The sequence below is a fragment of the Congregibacter sp. genome, from assembly GCF_045107095.1.
Classification (GTDB): Bacteria; Pseudomonadota; Gammaproteobacteria; order Pseudomonadales; family Halieaceae; genus Congregibacter.
In genome coordinates, this window is sequence record NZ_JBGCFU010000010.1 from 1 (window position 1) to 14,697 (window position 14,697).

Annotated in this window: 16 protein-coding genes; 8 read left to right on the forward strand and 8 right to left on the reverse strand. The window is 53.8% G+C overall.

The features are described from left to right. A partial coding sequence (locus AB8B76_RS02210) for a GNAT family N-acetyltransferase (protein ID WP_405269636.1) occupies positions 1-384 on the reverse strand: 384 nt, incomplete at its 3' end. Between the two features lie 146 nt (positions 385-530). On the opposite strand from AB8B76_RS02210, the gene AB8B76_RS02215 reads away from it, so the two are divergent. The 5 genes from AB8B76_RS02215 (at position 531) to AB8B76_RS02235 (ending at position 5,651) form a co-directional block, all read left to right on the forward strand. Beyond that, complete coding sequence (locus tag AB8B76_RS02215) at positions 531-1,004, forward strand: GNAT family N-acetyltransferase (RefSeq protein ID WP_405269639.1); 474 nt, start codon at positions 531-533, stop codon at positions 1,002-1,004. Positions 1,005-1,122: 118 nt separating this feature from the next. Then, entirely contained in the window at positions 1,123-2,025 is a 903-nt protein-coding gene (locus tag AB8B76_RS02220; RefSeq protein ID WP_405269642.1) for an MBL fold metallo-hydrolase, read from the forward strand. A gap of 4 nt (positions 2,026-2,029) precedes the next feature. After that, positions 2,030-3,724, forward strand: a complete 1,695-nt coding sequence (locus tag AB8B76_RS02225) for a TIGR01244 family sulfur transferase (protein ID WP_405269645.1) — start codon at positions 2,030-2,032, stop codon at positions 3,722-3,724. Beyond that, entirely contained in the window at positions 3,721-5,448 is a 1,728-nt protein-coding gene (locus AB8B76_RS02230; RefSeq protein ID WP_405269648.1) for a SulP family inorganic anion transporter, read from the forward strand. Before AB8B76_RS02225 ends, AB8B76_RS02230 begins: the two co-directional genes overlap by 4 nt. Next, positions 5,445-5,651, forward strand: a complete 207-nt coding sequence (locus tag AB8B76_RS02235; protein WP_405269650.1) for a hypothetical protein — start codon at positions 5,445-5,447, stop codon at positions 5,649-5,651. Before AB8B76_RS02230 ends, AB8B76_RS02235 begins: the two co-directional genes overlap by 4 nt. A gap of 10 nt (positions 5,652-5,661) precedes the next feature. Here AB8B76_RS02235 and AB8B76_RS02240 read toward each other — a convergent pair whose 3' ends face one another. The 4 genes from AB8B76_RS02240 to nudC all read right to left on the reverse strand — a co-directional run bounded on the left by AB8B76_RS02240 (position 5,662) and on the right by nudC (position 8,698). Further along, positions 5,662-6,243 carry a hypothetical protein gene (locus tag AB8B76_RS02240; RefSeq protein ID WP_405269653.1) on the reverse strand — a complete coding sequence of 194 codons (582 nt, stop codon included), beginning with the start codon at positions 6,241-6,243 and terminating at the stop codon, positions 5,662-5,664. Between the two features lie 78 nt (positions 6,244-6,321). Then, on the reverse strand, positions 6,322-6,699 hold the full coding sequence (locus tag AB8B76_RS02245; protein ID WP_405269656.1) for a DUF2237 family protein: 378 nt from the start codon (positions 6,697-6,699) through the stop codon (positions 6,322-6,324). Positions 6,700-6,781: 82 nt separating this feature from the next. Next, the gene (sohB, locus tag AB8B76_RS02250) at positions 6,782-7,849 is read right to left on the reverse strand and encodes a protease SohB (protein WP_405269659.1); all 1,068 of its coding nucleotides are present in this window, start codon (positions 7,847-7,849) and stop codon (positions 6,782-6,784) included. 30 nt (positions 7,850-7,879) lie between these two features. Further along, positions 7,880-8,698 (reverse strand): NAD(+) diphosphatase, encoded by an 819-nt coding sequence (gene nudC / locus AB8B76_RS02255; protein WP_405269662.1) that lies wholly within the window; start codon positions 8,696-8,698, stop codon positions 7,880-7,882. Between the two features lie 208 nt (positions 8,699-8,906). Here nudC and nhaB point away from each other — a divergent pair, with 208 nt between their 5' ends. Further along, positions 8,907-10,412, forward strand: a complete 1,506-nt coding sequence (gene nhaB / locus AB8B76_RS02260) for a sodium/proton antiporter NhaB (RefSeq protein ID WP_405269665.1) — start codon at positions 8,907-8,909, stop codon at positions 10,410-10,412. Positions 10,413-10,434: 22 nt separating this feature from the next. On the opposite strand, the gene dnaQ is transcribed toward nhaB, so the two are convergent. From dnaQ to AB8B76_RS02275, 3 genes are read right to left on the reverse strand one after another with little or no spacing between them, the layout of a single operon-like run. Beyond that, entirely contained in the window at positions 10,435-11,157 is a 723-nt protein-coding gene (dnaQ, locus tag AB8B76_RS02265) for a DNA polymerase III subunit epsilon (RefSeq protein WP_405269668.1), read from the reverse strand. Positions 11,158-11,180: 23 nt separating this feature from the next. Further along, positions 11,181-11,618, reverse strand: coding sequence for a ribonuclease HI (gene rnhA / locus AB8B76_RS02270; RefSeq protein WP_405269671.1), 438 nt, complete (start codon positions 11,616-11,618; stop codon positions 11,181-11,183). A gap of 27 nt (positions 11,619-11,645) precedes the next feature. Continuing rightward, on the reverse strand, positions 11,646-12,578 hold the full coding sequence (locus AB8B76_RS02275; RefSeq protein WP_405269674.1) for a class I SAM-dependent methyltransferase: 933 nt from the start codon (positions 12,576-12,578) through the stop codon (positions 11,646-11,648). Here AB8B76_RS02275 and gloB point away from each other — a divergent pair. Then, positions 12,544-13,338 carry a hydroxyacylglutathione hydrolase gene (gene gloB, locus AB8B76_RS02280; RefSeq protein WP_405269677.1) on the forward strand — a complete coding sequence of 265 codons (795 nt, stop codon included), beginning with the start codon at positions 12,544-12,546 and terminating at the stop codon, positions 13,336-13,338. The two genes, AB8B76_RS02275 and gloB, sit on opposite strands and share 35 nt — an antisense overlap. Next, on the forward strand, positions 13,320-14,672 hold the full coding sequence (locus tag AB8B76_RS02285; RefSeq protein ID WP_405269680.1) for a LysM peptidoglycan-binding domain-containing protein: 1,353 nt from the start codon (positions 13,320-13,322) through the stop codon (positions 14,670-14,672). Before gloB ends, AB8B76_RS02285 begins: the two co-directional genes overlap by 19 nt. Positions 14,673-14,697 lie beyond the last annotated feature (25 nt).

A 14,697-nucleotide genomic window follows, 5' to 3' on the forward strand; every position in this document is an offset into this window, starting at 1 on the left:
CCCGAAGCGCGAGTAATATGCGGGATCACCATAGGTGAACACGACGTCTACCCCCTCTTCGGACAACTCCTGAAGACCATGCCCAATGAGTTGTTGCCCCACCCCCGTTGACTGCCTGTCGGTCCGGACTGCCACGGGCGACAAAAGCGAACCTTGTGTTCCATCGGGCAATATCAACTCGCTGAAGATAATAGCGCCTATAAAGCTGCCCTCCTCCACTGCAGCGAAGGCCTCGGCGCGCTCTTCATCAAAATGCTTAAGCAAGTCTTCAACGAGACTTGCGATTTCCGCGCCTGATGCCTCCCCCTCTGAATCAGCAAACGACTCGGCACAAACGCGAATCAGCTCTTCCGATTGAGTCACCTCCACTCGTGCGAAGTCCATCTCCACCTCTCCCATGGCTATTAGGCCAGTCTATCTGTAAAGCCTGCACGGGATCTTCCTTTTTGCACTAGTTACTCGGCCAGCGATAACTAACGCGTATATGCAAGTTCTTGCATCTATAAAGATGCCGGGCAGATACTCTGACAATGACCACACTTCAAGCTACAGCAAGCTTCAGGAGTTTTCGCACCGACGACCTCCAGTCATGCCTGGCGCTTTTTGACGCTAACTGTCCGGAATTCTTTGCTCCCAACGAGCGCGCCGATTACGAAGGGTTTCTGAGTAAAAACCCGGCTACGTACATTGTGGCGACGCGAAACGAGAAGCTCGTCGCTGCTTATGGCGTGTCGAGTAACGGTCAGCGTAGCTCACTAAACTGGATACTGCTGGCCAGGGAGTGTCAGGGCCTGGGCCTTGGATCGACAATAATGAAGCGCGTAGTTGCTCAGGCAATAGAGCTCAAAACCCCAGTACTGTGTATTGCAGCGAGCCACATATCAGCCCCTTTTTTTGCAAGGTTCTCTGCAGTGGCGGGCAAAACGACCTGGGATGGCTGGGGTCCGGGTATGCATCGCGTCGATATGGAGCTACCTCTCAAGCTCAAAGAGGACGACAACTAATCCTTGAACAGGCATTAATACGACACAGATCAATTTTCTTTGCGCAAAACTGCGCTATACTTTAGTTATATGCTTATAAATATTAATTATATAGTGGCACTTAACAGGAGCGCAGAACATGACAGCTACAGCCGACGTCACGCACTTTTTCGATGCACCCACCAATACGCTTACCTATGTAGTCAAAGACCCCGATAGTAATGCATGCGCTATCGTCGACAGCGTACTGAATCTCGATTATCCATCCGGCACTGTTAGCTACGAGGGCGCAGATACCGTCATCGACCACATACAAACGCAGGGCTTATCTCTGGAGTGGATTCTAGAAACGCATGTGCATGCCGACCACTTGTCTGCAGCCCCTTACCTGCAACAAAAACTTGGCGGGAAAATCGCTATTGGATCAGAGATAACGACGGTTCAAACGGTCTTTGGTGCCGTATTTAACTCTGAAGAGGGATTCCTGAGAGACGGTTCGCAATTTGACGTGCTTCTTTCTGAAGGAGACAGCATCAATATTGGCTCCCTTGAGGGTTACGCCATGCACACTCCGGGGCACACCCCAGCCTGCATGGCTTACGTACTTGGCGACGCGGCCTTCGTAGGCGACACATTGTTCATGCCAGACTTCGGAACAGCGCGTTGTGATTTTCCCGGGGGCGACGCCGCCACGCTCTTTCGTTCTATCAAGAGAATTCTTGCCTTACCCGAAGCTACTCGTATCTTTGTTTGCCATGACTATATGCCAAACGATCGCGAACTCCAGTTTGAGACTTCGGTATCAGCAGAGCTCGAAGCTAATATTCACGTCAAGGCAGGGATTAGCGAAGAAGAGTTTGTGGCGATGCGTGAGAAGCGAGACAAAACCCTGGGCATGCCGAATCTGATTTTGCCGTCACTACAGATAAACATGCGTGCCGGTCATGTCCCTCCCCCTGAAAGCGGAGATCGTTTCTTCCTAAAACTGCCGCTCAATGCATTTGGCGGCCCAGACCTTTCCAACCTCGCAGCAAAGGAATAAAAAAATGAGCCTAACGCTGATACCAGTTAACGAGTCGTTTTCGGTCTCGACACAAATCACCGCGAGCGACATTCCGGCACTTGTCGAGGCAGGTGTGAAATCACTGATCTGCAATCGCCCCGACGGTGAGGCAAACGATCAACCAACGATTACCGAAATCAGAGGTGCTGCCGAAGCGGCGGGTATAGCCCTTGCCTACGTGCCCATCGTATCGGGAAAGTTTTCTGCGACGGATGTTGAGGACTTTTCCAGTGCCATTTCGCAAATGGAGGCCCCTGTCCATGCGTTTTGCCGGACAGGCACGCGATCTATCACGCTATGGAGCCTGCATCAGCGTAACCAGGGCGTAAATGATGCCGAACTGCTTCGCATCGCCAAAGACTGCGGCTATGACCTTAGCGATGCTCTAGGAAGCGTCCCCGCCAGCGAGCCAAAATTGGCAGGCGGAGATGCAGCAAAGAAAGATCATTACGACATCGTTATTGTTGGAGCTGGCGCAGCAGGCATCTCTGTAGCTTCCAGCCTCATGGCGCGCACACAGGCGCTATCTATCGCAATCATTGATCCCGCCGAGGTTCACTACTACCAGCCAGGCTGGACAATGGTAGGCGGAGGGATTTTCCGTCAGGAAGATACCGTAAAGACTATGGCATCTCTTATTCCCGAGGGTGTACGGTGGATTAAATCAGCAGTCGGCAATTTTGAACCGGAGAATAACCGAGTGCTGCTGGAAGATAGTCACCCTGTACATTACGACCGACTTATCGTCGCACCGGGCATAAAACTGGACTGGCACGGGATCGAAGGTCTGGTTGAAACTCTTGGGCGCAATGGTGTCACCTCGAACTACCGCTACGACTTAGCACCTTACACCTGGGAACTGGTCAGCGGTCTCCAAAAAGGTAAGGCGCTGTTTACTCAGCCGCCTATGCCAATCAAGTGCGCTGGCGCCCCGCAAAAAGCTTTGTATCTGTCGGGTGATCATTGGCGTCGTGCTGGTGTACTGAACAACATTGATATCAGCTTTTTTAATGCGGGCCCGGTGCTCTTCGGAGTCAAGGAATACGTTCCCGCCCTCATGGAATACATCGAGCGATACAAGGCCACACTGAATTTTGGCCATCGATTGACCCGCATAGACGGCGACTCCAAAACAGCATGGTTTGAAACCCAGGACGAGAACGGCGCGTCGGTGGAAGTAAGCTCAGACTTTGACATGATTCATGTCTGCCCTCCCCAGACCGCGCCTGACTTTGTCCGTCAAAGCCCGCTAGCTGACGACGCCGGCTGGATTGATGTTGATCAAAACACGCTTCAACACAAACGCTACGCAAACGTGTGGAGCCTGGGTGATGCGATGAACGCACCAAATGCAAAAACCGCGGCGGCAGCACGCATGCAAGCGCCCATCGTTGCAAACAATCTCCTGCACGATATGAATCGCGTATCGGGCGTTGCGCATTACAACGGCTATGGTTCCTGCCCCCTCACCGTCGAAAAGGGCAAGATCGTTCTTGCTGAGTTCGGGTATGGCGGAAAATTACTCCCCAGCTTCCCCAAGTGGCTGCTCAATGGACAGCGTCCCACACGACTCGCGTGGATACTAAAAGAGCAAATTCTTCCGCCAATCTATTGGAAGGGAATGCTGAAAGGCAAAGAGTGGATGGTTAATCCGGAGCGTAGTAAGGCCGACGCATGACGCAGTGGCTACGAGGCTTACTACCACCACTGGATTGGCTGAGTAACTACAACCGAGATGCCCTAGCGAGCGACAGCCTCGCGGCGGTGATCGTTACGATCATGCTGATTCCCCAGTCGCTCGCCTACGCATTACTGGCTGGCCTACCCGCAGAGATGGGCCTTTATGCGAGCATTCTGCCCTTGCTTGCCTACGCGATCTTCGGCAGCAGCAGGACATTGTCCGTTGGCCCTGTCGCCGTTGTGTCTTTAATGACTGCCACCTCAGTAGGAAAAGTCGCTGCCACGGGAAGCCTGGGTTATGCCTCAGCTGCAATTGCGATGGCACTACTATCGGGCGCGATGCTTATCGGCATGGGCTTGATGCGCTTTGGCTACCTTGCCAATTTGCTATCTCATCCTGTGGTTTCCGGATTCATTACGGCCTCCGGCATCATTATCGCCTTATCGCAATTACGGCACATATTCGGAATTGATGCTCATGGGGAGACCCTCCCAACACTCCTGGAAACCTTGCTAAGCAATCTACCCCAGGTCAATACGGTGACAGCAATAACAGGCTTTGCGGCTCTGGCTTTCCTGTTTTGGGTTCGATCAGGCTTTGCGCCACTGCTAAGAGGCATTGGAATGAGCCCTAAAGCCGCGTCGATGCTCGCAAAGGCCGGGCCCGTGTTGGTGATTATTGCAACGACGGTGGCAAGCGTTTTCTATGACTTTGAAAACCTCGGGGTAGCGCTGGTCGGTAAAGTACCCCAGGGACTCCCCGCTTTCGCCATTCCTCAGATTGACTTTGAGCTTTGGTCAGAATTGGCGGTGTCGGCACTTCTCATCAGCGTGATTGGTTTCGTGGAGTCGGTATCCGTAGGAAAAACCCTCGCCGCTAAAAGACGACAACGAATAGATGCTAATCAGGAGCTCGTCGCCTTGGGCACAGCGAACGTTGCGTCTGCGGTTTCTGGCGGATTCCCGGTCACCGGCGGTTTCTCCCGATCGGTGGTCAACTTTGATGCGGGAGCACAAACGCAGCTGGCTAGCGTGCTTACGGCATTTGGCATCGCCGCGGCCGCGCTTTTTCTAACGCCAATTCTGTATTTCTTACCCAAGGCGACATTGGCCGCCACGATCATCGTGGCCGTTACTTCTTTGATTGACTTCGGACTTATAAAACTTGCCTGGCGCTATTCACGAAGCGACTTTACGGCAGTGGCGGTCACCATACTCAGTACGCTGTTCTTTGGTGTGGAGCTCGGTGTGCTTGCGGGTATTGTCGCGTCGATCAGTTTGCACTTACACAAAACTTCACAGCCACACATCGCCATCGTAGGCGAAGTACCCGGTACCGAACACTTTCGCAACGTTAACCGGCACGATGTAATCACCCACGCCAGCATAGTGTCCCTGCGCATTGATGAGAGCCTTTACTTTGCGAACGCCGGGTATATGGAAAGCGCCATCTACGCGGTAATCGCTGAGCATGACGCCGAGCTAAAGCACATCATTTTGCAGTGCACCGCTGTTAACGCCATCGACCTCAGCGCGCTCGAGGCATTGGAGGCAGTTACCCTACGACTCAAGGAACAAGGGATAATGCTTCATCTGAGTGAAGTTAAGGGGCCGGTGATGGACGCCTTGGAACGTACCGATTTTCTTGAGCACTTGTCTGGACAAGTGTTTCTTACGCAACATCAGGCATGTGAGGCGCTGAAACCGGCTACTGAATCATGAGCCGTGCTCTACAGTTGCTGTCCGTATTCGTGGTTATTGGTATCGCCGTTTTAGCGTACTTCCTTACCCTAGACGCCTCACAAGCTGATCCCTGCCTCAACCCACAAAATGACGTGAGCGCAGCAATATTGGGTGAAGATTCAGATCAGGATGCTCTCGCCAACCGCGCGATGTTGCAAAGAAAGCTCTGCGAGGAACGCTAAGTCCGCTCATCTAGCCCGTAGGCAAAGCAATCCCCAGGTCTGACAGTAAATGGTAGTAAGCAAGGATCGTCAGTGCTCCAAAGCCAGCAATGATCACAAACTTGTGCTTGAAGCCGTGTTGATGATGCTTCGCGCGATCAGCGTGAGAGGTGACGTCCATCATTTCGTCGCCAAACCAGATCGACATACCCGTGCCTGCCGCTGAAATAGCGAGGATGCTCCAGTAAGGCCAGGGCGTGGTGAGTATTTTTAACAGCAGATTAGTGAGTTCCGTGTCAGCATAGTTTGAGGGCGCGTATTGCATTGCTGCGACGTTAATCGCTATCGCTACTATCCAAACAACCAATTGCGTTAACAGCATCCGGGTACCGAACAAAAGCCGTACGGGGAATGCCACAATAAAGCCCCCATCAGCGACGGGGGTGCACAAAACAAAAAAGCTCCAGCTGAGCAGTGCAAGCCAGGCGCCTGTTGCGGCGTCAAACTTCCAGCTCATGTAAGCGAAGTAGCCCACGAGAACGGCGACTAGCGCCAGAAACCGCCAAAGACTCTCGATGTGCGTGCGATGTTGTCCCGGGGAGAAGTTACTCAAAGCGATTTACCCTACCCGGCTAATTGCGCACCTGGCGAAAACAGATTTTTGGAGTAGCCGAAGCTTCGCTGGAACTCTCTAACTGAGATCCAGAGCGTAGCCTCGAAGTATCTCCATGGGAACAGTCTCCAGTGCGCGAGAATGGGTTCTTCGCAGAAAGACTCGTGGAGCCTTGCCCTCCTCATGGGCTTCGAGCCATCTCGTCGCGCAAAGGCACCAGCGTTGACCGGGCAACAAACCGGGGAAGTCGAACTGTGGCACGGGAGTCATGAGATCGTTACCCCGACTGCGAGAAAACTCCAGAAACTCCTGACTGAGCTCCACGCAGACAGTATGCGAACCTAGGTCTTGTTTGCTGGTATTGCAGCAGCCGTCGCGAAAGAAACCCGTCACCGGGTCAGTACCGCAGGTTTCCAGCGGTTCAGCAAAAACATTCAGCGATTTCGCTTGTTCCATTTTATGCTCCTGGGCTACGGATTACAGATAAAGGCTGCGCACGCACGAAGATCAAAGAGCCTTCCCCGGGATTACTCCATCGCTACTGCTTTGGCCGGGTAAGGGCTGCCTGCCAGAGCTTGAGAAAACTTCTTTCCAAGGCATTTTCCGCGGCAATACCGAGCTTTTGCTGCCAGTTTTTGCGGGGTACGTAGCTCAATTCATAGACACCATGGGTATCGAGCTTAGCCTGAATGTACTCATCAGAGGTCTGAAGTGAGTCCACAAGATTGACCTCGCGAGCACGCTGACCAAACCATGTCTCACCAGTAGCAACATTATCAATATCAATGACTTCGCGATTTTCTTTAACAAACTGCTTGAAGAGAACATGGGTGTCTTCAAGCTCTTCTTTGAACTTGTCTCGCCCCTTGTCAGTGTTCTCGCCGAACACCGTGAGTGTCCGCTTGTACTCACCGGCCGTTAGAACCTCAAAATCAATGTCGTTCTTCTTCAATACACGGTGGAAATTGGGCAGCTGCGCGATCACACCGATGGAGCCGATGATCGCAAAAGGCGCGGCGATAATCTGATTGGCTACACAGGCCATCATGTAGCCTCCACTCGCTGCCACCTTGTCGACTGCCACAGTGAGATTTATGCCCTTGTTTCGAATACGCTGCAGCTGGCTCGATGCCAAACCATAGCTATGAACCATGCCTCCGCCACTTTCGAGTCGAAGGAGCACCTCGTCGGATTCACGGAGCTCACCAAGCAAAGTTGAAATTTCTTCGCGGAGCTGCTCGACCGCCGACGCACGAATATCGCCGTCAAAATCCAGCACATAAAGCCGAGGCAGTTCCTCGGCCTCTTCGTCACCAGATTTCACCTGCTTTTTGGCCGCCTTCGCTTCTTCTTTTGCTTTTTTCTTCTCTGCCTTCTTTTCGGCCTTTTGTGACTCCTTGCGCAGAGCGGGGTCAAGGGTGGCATCCCGAAGCGTTTCTCGGAGTTCCTTGTAGCGGTCGTTGAGCTTGTGGACTTCGATATGACCATTGCTTTCACCGCGATGACGTTGCGACGCAGCTGCAATGAGCAAAACAATAAGTCCGACAGAGACGACTATCGTCATCGCCTGCGCCAGAAAGAGTCCATATTGAGAGAGAAATTCCATAAAGGTTCCTGAGAGTGGAGGGACTGCCGATTATCCTGCTTGTGTTCGTCGGCAGTGGTGCTGGATAAGCTGCCCGGCTATTGATGAGGGTGGTGGCACCGGCGGTAAGTCCTGAGGGTGATACCAGTTAGCTTCAGCAATTTCATCCATATCTGGAGTGATCTCGCCACTGGCGTATTCGGCAAAATAGCCAAGCATAAGTTGGTTCGGAAAGGGCCAGGATTGAGACCCAAAGTACTGAATCTTTCCGACTTCCACGCCGACCTCTTCACGCACTTCACGGCGTAAGGTATCTTCGGCACTCTCTCCGGCTTCAATAAACCCTGCCAACGAGCTATACATTGGCCTCGGGAACCGCGCGTTACGTGCCAGGAGCATTTCATCTCCCTTGGTAATCAACACGATGACACATGGCGAAATCCTGGGATAAAGCGTGGTCTTGCAAACGGCACAGCCCAAGGCACGCTCTCCGTCTGCAGTTGTCATAGGCTGTCCGCAGCGACCGCAAAATTGATGGTCGCGCTCCCAATCTAAAAGCTGAGCAGCGCGCCCCGCCAAGGCAAACACGCCATCATCCACACGCCCTAGAAGCTGATAAAGACTTCCCGCCTGATAACGCATGGCGTCGATGTCGGTACTCTCGGAAATTTCGATCGCGAAACATGCCTGCCCGGACCAATGTCCGATATAGCGTTCTCGAGCAACTGGCCATTGGTTCTGTGAGACATCAATCTCGGTGAGAATACATGGCTGTCGGGATCGCATATCCATGACCAGCTTTCCGCGCTGAAACACGATGTGTAGCGCGTCATTGCGGTGATCCGGTGCGGACTGGTCGAGATCCAACATGTATGTAGTAACTCCAGCTACGCCTGACGAAAAGCAGGTCTCATCAGCTTCAGTGAAAAGGGCCGCTATCCTATGCAGCGCTGAAGAAGGCCGCAAGGGGCAATACGCCCACTATCTGCCCCTGTTCCGATTAAAGATCTGCGCTAAGCGCCTTACTTGCTCTTGTTCAATACCGTACACTTAAGGTCAAATTTTTAGAGGAAGACCCATGAGCGAATCTGCAGCGCAGGCGTTTTGGCACAACTTTCTTGGGCCATCACCAGGCTGGTATAAAAAGGCAATCATCGGATTTCTGCTTATTAATCCGGTATTGCTCTATACCATCGGGCCCTTCGCAACTGGTTGGGTACTGATTGGCGAGTTCATATTTACCCTGGCACTGGCGCTGCGCTGCTATCCACTCCAGCCCGGGGGACTGCTCGCCATTGAGGCCGTAGTGCTGGGCATGACCAGTCCGTACTCGGTCTTCCACGAAACAGAAGCAAACTTCGAAGTCATATTGCTGTTGATGTTTATGGTCGCTGGCATTTACTTCATGAAAGACCTGCTGCTTTTCGTGTTTACCCGTATTCTTTTGAAAGTCCGTTCCAAGGTTGTTCTTTCTCTACTGTTTAGCCTGGTCGCGGCGTTTCTGTCGGCTTTCCTTGATGCCCTCACCGTAACCGCCGTTTTAATCAGCGTCGGCGTGGGCTTCTATTCCGTCTATCACAAGGTCGCATCAGGAAAAGGTTCGCACCATGACAGCCATGATCACGGCAATGACACGGACGTGCAGGCGAACCATAGGGAAGATCTGGAAAATTTCCGCTCGTTTCTCCGGTCGCTGCTCATGCATGGTGCCGTGGGTACTGCCCTTGGTGGAGTGTGCACCCTTGTCGGCGAACCTCAAAACTTGCTCATCGCCTCTGTTGCTGACTGGGATTTCATCAAATTTGTAACGGTTATGGCCCCGGTGACGATGCCGGTCTTAGCCTGTGGTCTTATGACCTGTGCCCTTTTGGAATGGTCGGGTAAGTTTGGTTACGGTGCCAAGTTGCCTGAATCCGTGCGCTTGGTGCTCAACGAGTTTCAGGACAAAGCGGACTCGGAGCGAAACACTCGCGACGTCGCACGGCTCGTCGTTCAAGCTTTGGTAGCCGTGATACTCGTAGTCGGCCTGGCAATGCACTGGGCGGCGGTGGGACTTATCGGTCTCATGGTCATTGTTCTGCTAACTGCCTTTAACGGCATCGTTGAAGAGCATCAGATTGGTCACGCTTTTGAAGAAGCCCTCCCCTTTACCGCGCTACTGGTTGTGTTCTTTGCCATCGTAGCGGTCATACACGATCAGCACTTGTTTACGCCAGTTATCGACGCTGTGCTGGCGATGGATTCGGATATCAGGCCGGGAATGTTCTTCATAGCCAATGGCGTGTTGTCGATGATTAGCGACAACGTGTTTGTTGCAACGGTATACATCAACGAAGTGAAAGCTGCGCTGGACGCTGGCACCATCAGTCGTATGGAGTTCGATCAGCTAGCGGTTGCAATCAATACCGGAACCAACTTGCCCAGCGTTGCGACGCCAAATGGTCAGGCCGCCTTCCTGTTTTTGCTAACCTCTGCTCTTGCACCGCTTATCCGCTTGTCCTACGGACGCATGGTGATCATGGCCCTGCCCTACACCATTGTTATGGGCGGCGTTGGTCTGGCCTGCGTAACGCTATTTATCTGAAACGGCTGAGTTATATCGAGCACTAGCCGCTAGTGGAGAGCTGTCTCCATAGCGGCTCAACTCCCGCTGAGGCAATGCTATCCAGTTGCGCCTCGTGCGCAGCAAGTTCTTCGTCTGATGGCTGTATGACCGGTAACCGAGCTCGATCAGCAGGAAGGCGGCGAAGGCCGCTGGATCGGGCCCTCCCCTGATTGTCATCATCAGTGCCCCCGAGAGCCAGCGCTGTTTGTCCGCCCGTCATCGTCAGATACACGTCCGCTAAAATTTCAGCGTCCAGAAGCGCGCCGTGAAGATCCCTGCTTGAGTTGTCCACGCCATAGCGTCCGCAGAGTGCGTCCAGGCTGTTTCTCTGCCCCGGGTGCCGGCTCCGGGCCATGATTAGTGTGTCAGTTACCTCACAGCGTTTCGCGAGAGGCAGCGCCTTGGCATCCAGACGGCTCAGTTCGCTGTCAAGAAATCCAATATCGAAGGGCGCGTTATGAATAATCAGCTCTGCGCCATCAACAAAGTCAACGAAGTCCTTTGCCACGGCCGCAAACACGGGCTTGTCAGCGAGAAACGTCGCCGTAATGCCATGGACTTCGATGGCGCCGGCGTCGATATCCCGTTCGGGGTTGATGTAACGATGAAAGTGCCGGCCCGTCAGCTGGCGGTTTTCCAACTCGACACAACCGATCTCAATGATTCTGTGGCCCTGACTAACTTCCAGACCCGTGGTCTCGGTATCCAAGACTATTTGTCGCATTTTGGTAATCCCTGCTATTCAGGTTAAGAAAGCATTTCGTCGATGGCTTTATTGGCGAGGGCATCTGCCCGTTCATTTCCAGGATGACCGCTATGTCCCTTTACCCATTCCCATTCAATAGTATGCCTCTGACACTCGGCTTCAAGACGCTGCCAAAGATCGGCATTAGCAACGGGCTTTTTCGCAGCGGTCTTCCAGCCACGGCGTTTCCAGTTGGGCAACCATTCGGTAATACCTTTCATAACATAGGTAGAGTCGGTGACCAGCGTTACCTCACAGGATTCGCTCAAAGCCGCTAGGCCTTCAATCGCAGCGCTAAGCTCCATGCGGTTATTGGTGGTGTCCGCTGCAGCGCCATAGAGCTCACGCTCGTTTTTCCCGTAGGACAACAATGCACCCCAGCCACCCGGACCGGGGTTTCCGCGGCAGGCCCCATCCGTGAACAACTCAACGCGTTTCATACAATCTCAAACTCTTCGAAGATGGATTTAGGCCGCCAGATCGCTGTTATCGCTGCGTGGCTGGCGAGGAGTGGGAGCTGGACTGCTCGCGACACTCAGTCCTCTAAAACTTTCCCGCGCCCTGACTCTCAGACTTCGGGGGCGACGAACCCCGGCTATCTGCTTGATAGCGTGGGCGATGTATACGCTCCCACCCGGAAGACCATGGTCGGACGCCCACTCGTCAACGCGACCGGCGAAGGTCCGCCATCGCCCCGTTCCCGCGAGCGGTACGGGGAAGAGCTGCTGTGAGCCCTCTAGCTCGCAATCGAGCAACCTCAACCAGTCGGTCAGTCGGTGGAGACTTACGGGGCGATGCCGCTGCCTGTTCCAAAGACTGCCCTTGTGCAGACCTCGAGCATAGTGCGCAGCGCCTAAAAGACTGTAGGGGTTAAAGCCGACAACTATCAGATGACCGTGGGGTCTGAGCACCCGCTGCATCTCGCGAAGGCTGCCATGAGGATGCTCGTCAAACTCGAGAGCGTGGAAGGCAACCACAGTATCTACACTGTCACTCTCGAGGGGCAGCTCATCACCATGACAATACAGAGACGCGGAGCGATCAACGGCGCCACTGGCAAAAATTTGATGATTGATGGGGCTGTCGGCAATCAAACTGCGCTGTGCGAGGGGGCCTATCTGAAGTATGTGATAACCAAAAGACAAGCCGAGCACGGGTTCCAAACACAGACGAATCGCGGTGCAGAGCTCTTCACCGGAATCTCTGGCGTACCAGGATTCCAGAGCTCGGGAAATCTCGATAGACTGCATGTTCGCGACGCTCTTCACGATAACGAGAGTAGCCAGACTGCTGCCTGCATGCAACGACTGACTGCGGTAAATATGGGGCGTCTCCCAAAGTTTTTTTGCGAACTGAGAACAGTTTATGTCCAGCACTATGTCCAGCACTACTCCCAACATAGTGGGTCTCCCCGCCTTCAACGATAACTATATTTGGCTCCTTCGAAACTCAGATGGCAGTGCTCTGGTTGTTGATCCCGGCGATGCGGAACCCGTAGAGACCGCCCTAAAACAATATGGCCTGACACTCAGCGGTATTTTGATCACCCACCACCACTTCGACCACGTGGGCGGGCTGAACGCTCTAAAGAGTGCCCACGGGTGCACGGTGTATGGTCCCGCCAATCCCAACATTGATGGCATCGATATAGAACTCGGCGACGGTGATCACATAAACGTAGGTGATTACTCCTTCGACATCATTACTGTTCCCGGACATACCCTCGATCACATTGCTTACTACCGCGCAGGAGAGGAGCCGGCGGTTTTTTGTGGCGACACACTTTTTGCGGGAGGCTGTGGGCGTATTTTTGAAGGGAATCCGGGCATGATGCACGAGTCCCTTAGTCGGCTTGCCGCTTTGCCATCCGAAACGGCTGTTTACTGTGCCCATGAATACACGCTGGCGAACCTGGCCTTCGCCAGAGCCGCCGATCCTGACAATGACGATCTGCAGCAACGCGAGGCCAAAGCGCTAGCGCTTCGCGCCAAAGGGACCCCAACCGTACCCTCCACTATCGCGTTGGAGCTAGCGACCAACCCTTTCTTGCGAAGTGCTGACGCGCGTCTTGCCGACGGCCTGGAGTCCGCAGGACGTGGCGTCGGAGGCGACACCGTAGCGGTATTTGCGGGTCTTCGAGCATGGAAGGATCAGTTCTGAAAACACTCACCCATCGCGTTACCGTAGCTTGCCTACTGCTCTTTTTAAGCGCCTGTAGCATTCAGGATACGAGGCAGCCGGAGTCAACGGCAACCGTAACTCCTGCGGCAGAGCTACTACCTCCGGCAAGCGAGCTTGAAGCCGACAGGCCTCTGGGGCCACCTGTGGACCTTTGGGACCGGATTCGCCGCCAGCTGGTCATGCATACCCTGCACAACGCGCGCATCGGAGCGGCACGGGAACACTACTTAAAGCAGTCCCGCTACTTTGAACTAATTGAGCCCCGCGCTGCTCGCTACCTCTACCATTTGGTCGAAGAAGTAGAAGCGCGGGACATGCCTATAGAAATCGCAATGCTTCCTCTTGTAGAAAGCGCATTGAACCCCTTCGCCATCTCTAACCAAAGCGCAGCTGGCCTGTGGCAAATCATGCCGGGCACGGCAGATTATCTGGGCATGCGCAGAGACTGGTGGTTCGATGCCCGACTAGACATCCGAGAGTCCACCACTCACGCCCTGGATTACCTGGAATCCCTAAACGCCGATTTTGACGGCGATTGGCTCCTCGCTCTCGCCGCTTACAACTCGGGAAAGGGACGAGTAAACCGGGCAATCACGCGCAATAAGAATAAAGGGCTAGCAACGGACTACTGGTCCCTAGAGCTCCCCAGGGAAACCCGCCGCTATGTGCCTCGTCTCATCGCTTTGAGCACCATCGTTGCTTTTAGCGAGGCCTTAGAAGTCGCGCTACCAGATGTACCCAACACTCCGTCGTTTGCGGCTATCGAAACAGGCGGGCAAATCGAAATGCTTCGCGCCGCGGAGCTCGCTGGTGTCGACCTTATAGAGTTACGAAGCTTCAACCCGGGGCAACTGCGTTGGGCCACTGCTCCGCAAGGGGATGGAAAAATTCTCGTGCCCGTGTCAGTCGCAGATCCTCTCGAACGCGCACTCTCGGAACTTCCTGACTCGGAGCGCGTCACCTGGCAGCACTACAGAATCCGCAGGGGTGATAGCCTCATTCGCATAGCCAAGAATTTTGATACTCAGGTAGGCCTGCTTCGCGAAGTCAACAACCTGAGAGGCAACTTGATTCGGGCTGGGGACACACTCATGATTCCTGATAGTGCTGCATGGCAGGCTAGCCTCGCCCTTTCCCAGCGCGGCAGTACGGGAGTTCGCCGAGGCTATACGGTACGCAGCGGTGACTCTCTCTACGTGATAGCCCAGCGCTTTGACATAACCATCGACGAAATTATTAGCTGGAACGATCTCGACCCCGACCGCTACTTACAACCGGGGCAAGCCTTAACGCTGTTTCTTGGGGGCGACTAAGCGACTGTAAGCAGTCGCCCTCAGC

What these genes read in the sequence shown, in the direction of transcription:
- AB8B76_RS02215 (WP_405269639.1), top strand. Translation starts at nt 531, where the DNA reads ATGACCACACTTCAAGCTACAGCAAGCTTCAGGAGTTTTCGCACCGAC.
- AB8B76_RS02220 (WP_405269642.1), top strand. Translation starts at nt 1,123, where the DNA reads ATGACAGCTACAGCCGACGTCACGCACTTTTTCGATGCACCCACCAAT.
- AB8B76_RS02225 (WP_405269645.1), top strand. Translation starts at nt 2,030, where the DNA reads ATGAGCCTAACGCTGATACCAGTTAACGAGTCGTTTTCGGTCTCGACA.
- AB8B76_RS02230 (WP_405269648.1), top strand. Translation starts at nt 3,721, where the DNA reads ATGACGCAGTGGCTACGAGGCTTACTACCACCACTGGATTGGCTGAGT.
- AB8B76_RS02235 (WP_405269650.1), top strand. Translation starts at nt 5,445, where the DNA reads ATGAGCCGTGCTCTACAGTTGCTGTCCGTATTCGTGGTTATTGGTATC.
- AB8B76_RS02245 (WP_405269656.1), bottom strand. Translation starts at nt 6,699, where the DNA reads ATGGAACAAGCGAAATCGCTGAATGTTTTTGCTGAACCGCTGGAAACC.
- sohB (WP_405269659.1), bottom strand. Translation starts at nt 7,849, where the DNA reads ATGGAATTTCTCTCTCAATATGGACTCTTTCTGGCGCAGGCGATGACG.
- nudC (WP_405269662.1), bottom strand. Translation starts at nt 8,698, where the DNA reads ATGTTGGATCTCGACCAGTCCGCACCGGATCACCGCAATGACGCGCTA.
- nhaB (WP_405269665.1), top strand. Translation starts at nt 8,907, where the DNA reads ATGAGCGAATCTGCAGCGCAGGCGTTTTGGCACAACTTTCTTGGGCCA.
- dnaQ (WP_405269668.1), bottom strand. Translation starts at nt 11,157, where the DNA reads ATGCGACAAATAGTCTTGGATACCGAGACCACGGGTCTGGAAGTTAGT.
- rnhA (WP_405269671.1), bottom strand. Translation starts at nt 11,618, where the DNA reads ATGAAACGCGTTGAGTTGTTCACGGATGGGGCCTGCCGCGGAAACCCC.
- gloB (WP_405269677.1), top strand. Translation starts at nt 12,544, where the DNA reads ATGTCCAGCACTATGTCCAGCACTACTCCCAACATAGTGGGTCTCCCC.
- AB8B76_RS02275 (WP_405269674.1), bottom strand. Translation starts at nt 12,578, where the DNA reads ATGTTGGGAGTAGTGCTGGACATAGTGCTGGACATAAACTGTTCTCAG.
- AB8B76_RS02285 (WP_405269680.1), top strand. Translation starts at nt 13,320, where the DNA reads ATGGAAGGATCAGTTCTGAAAACACTCACCCATCGCGTTACCGTAGCT.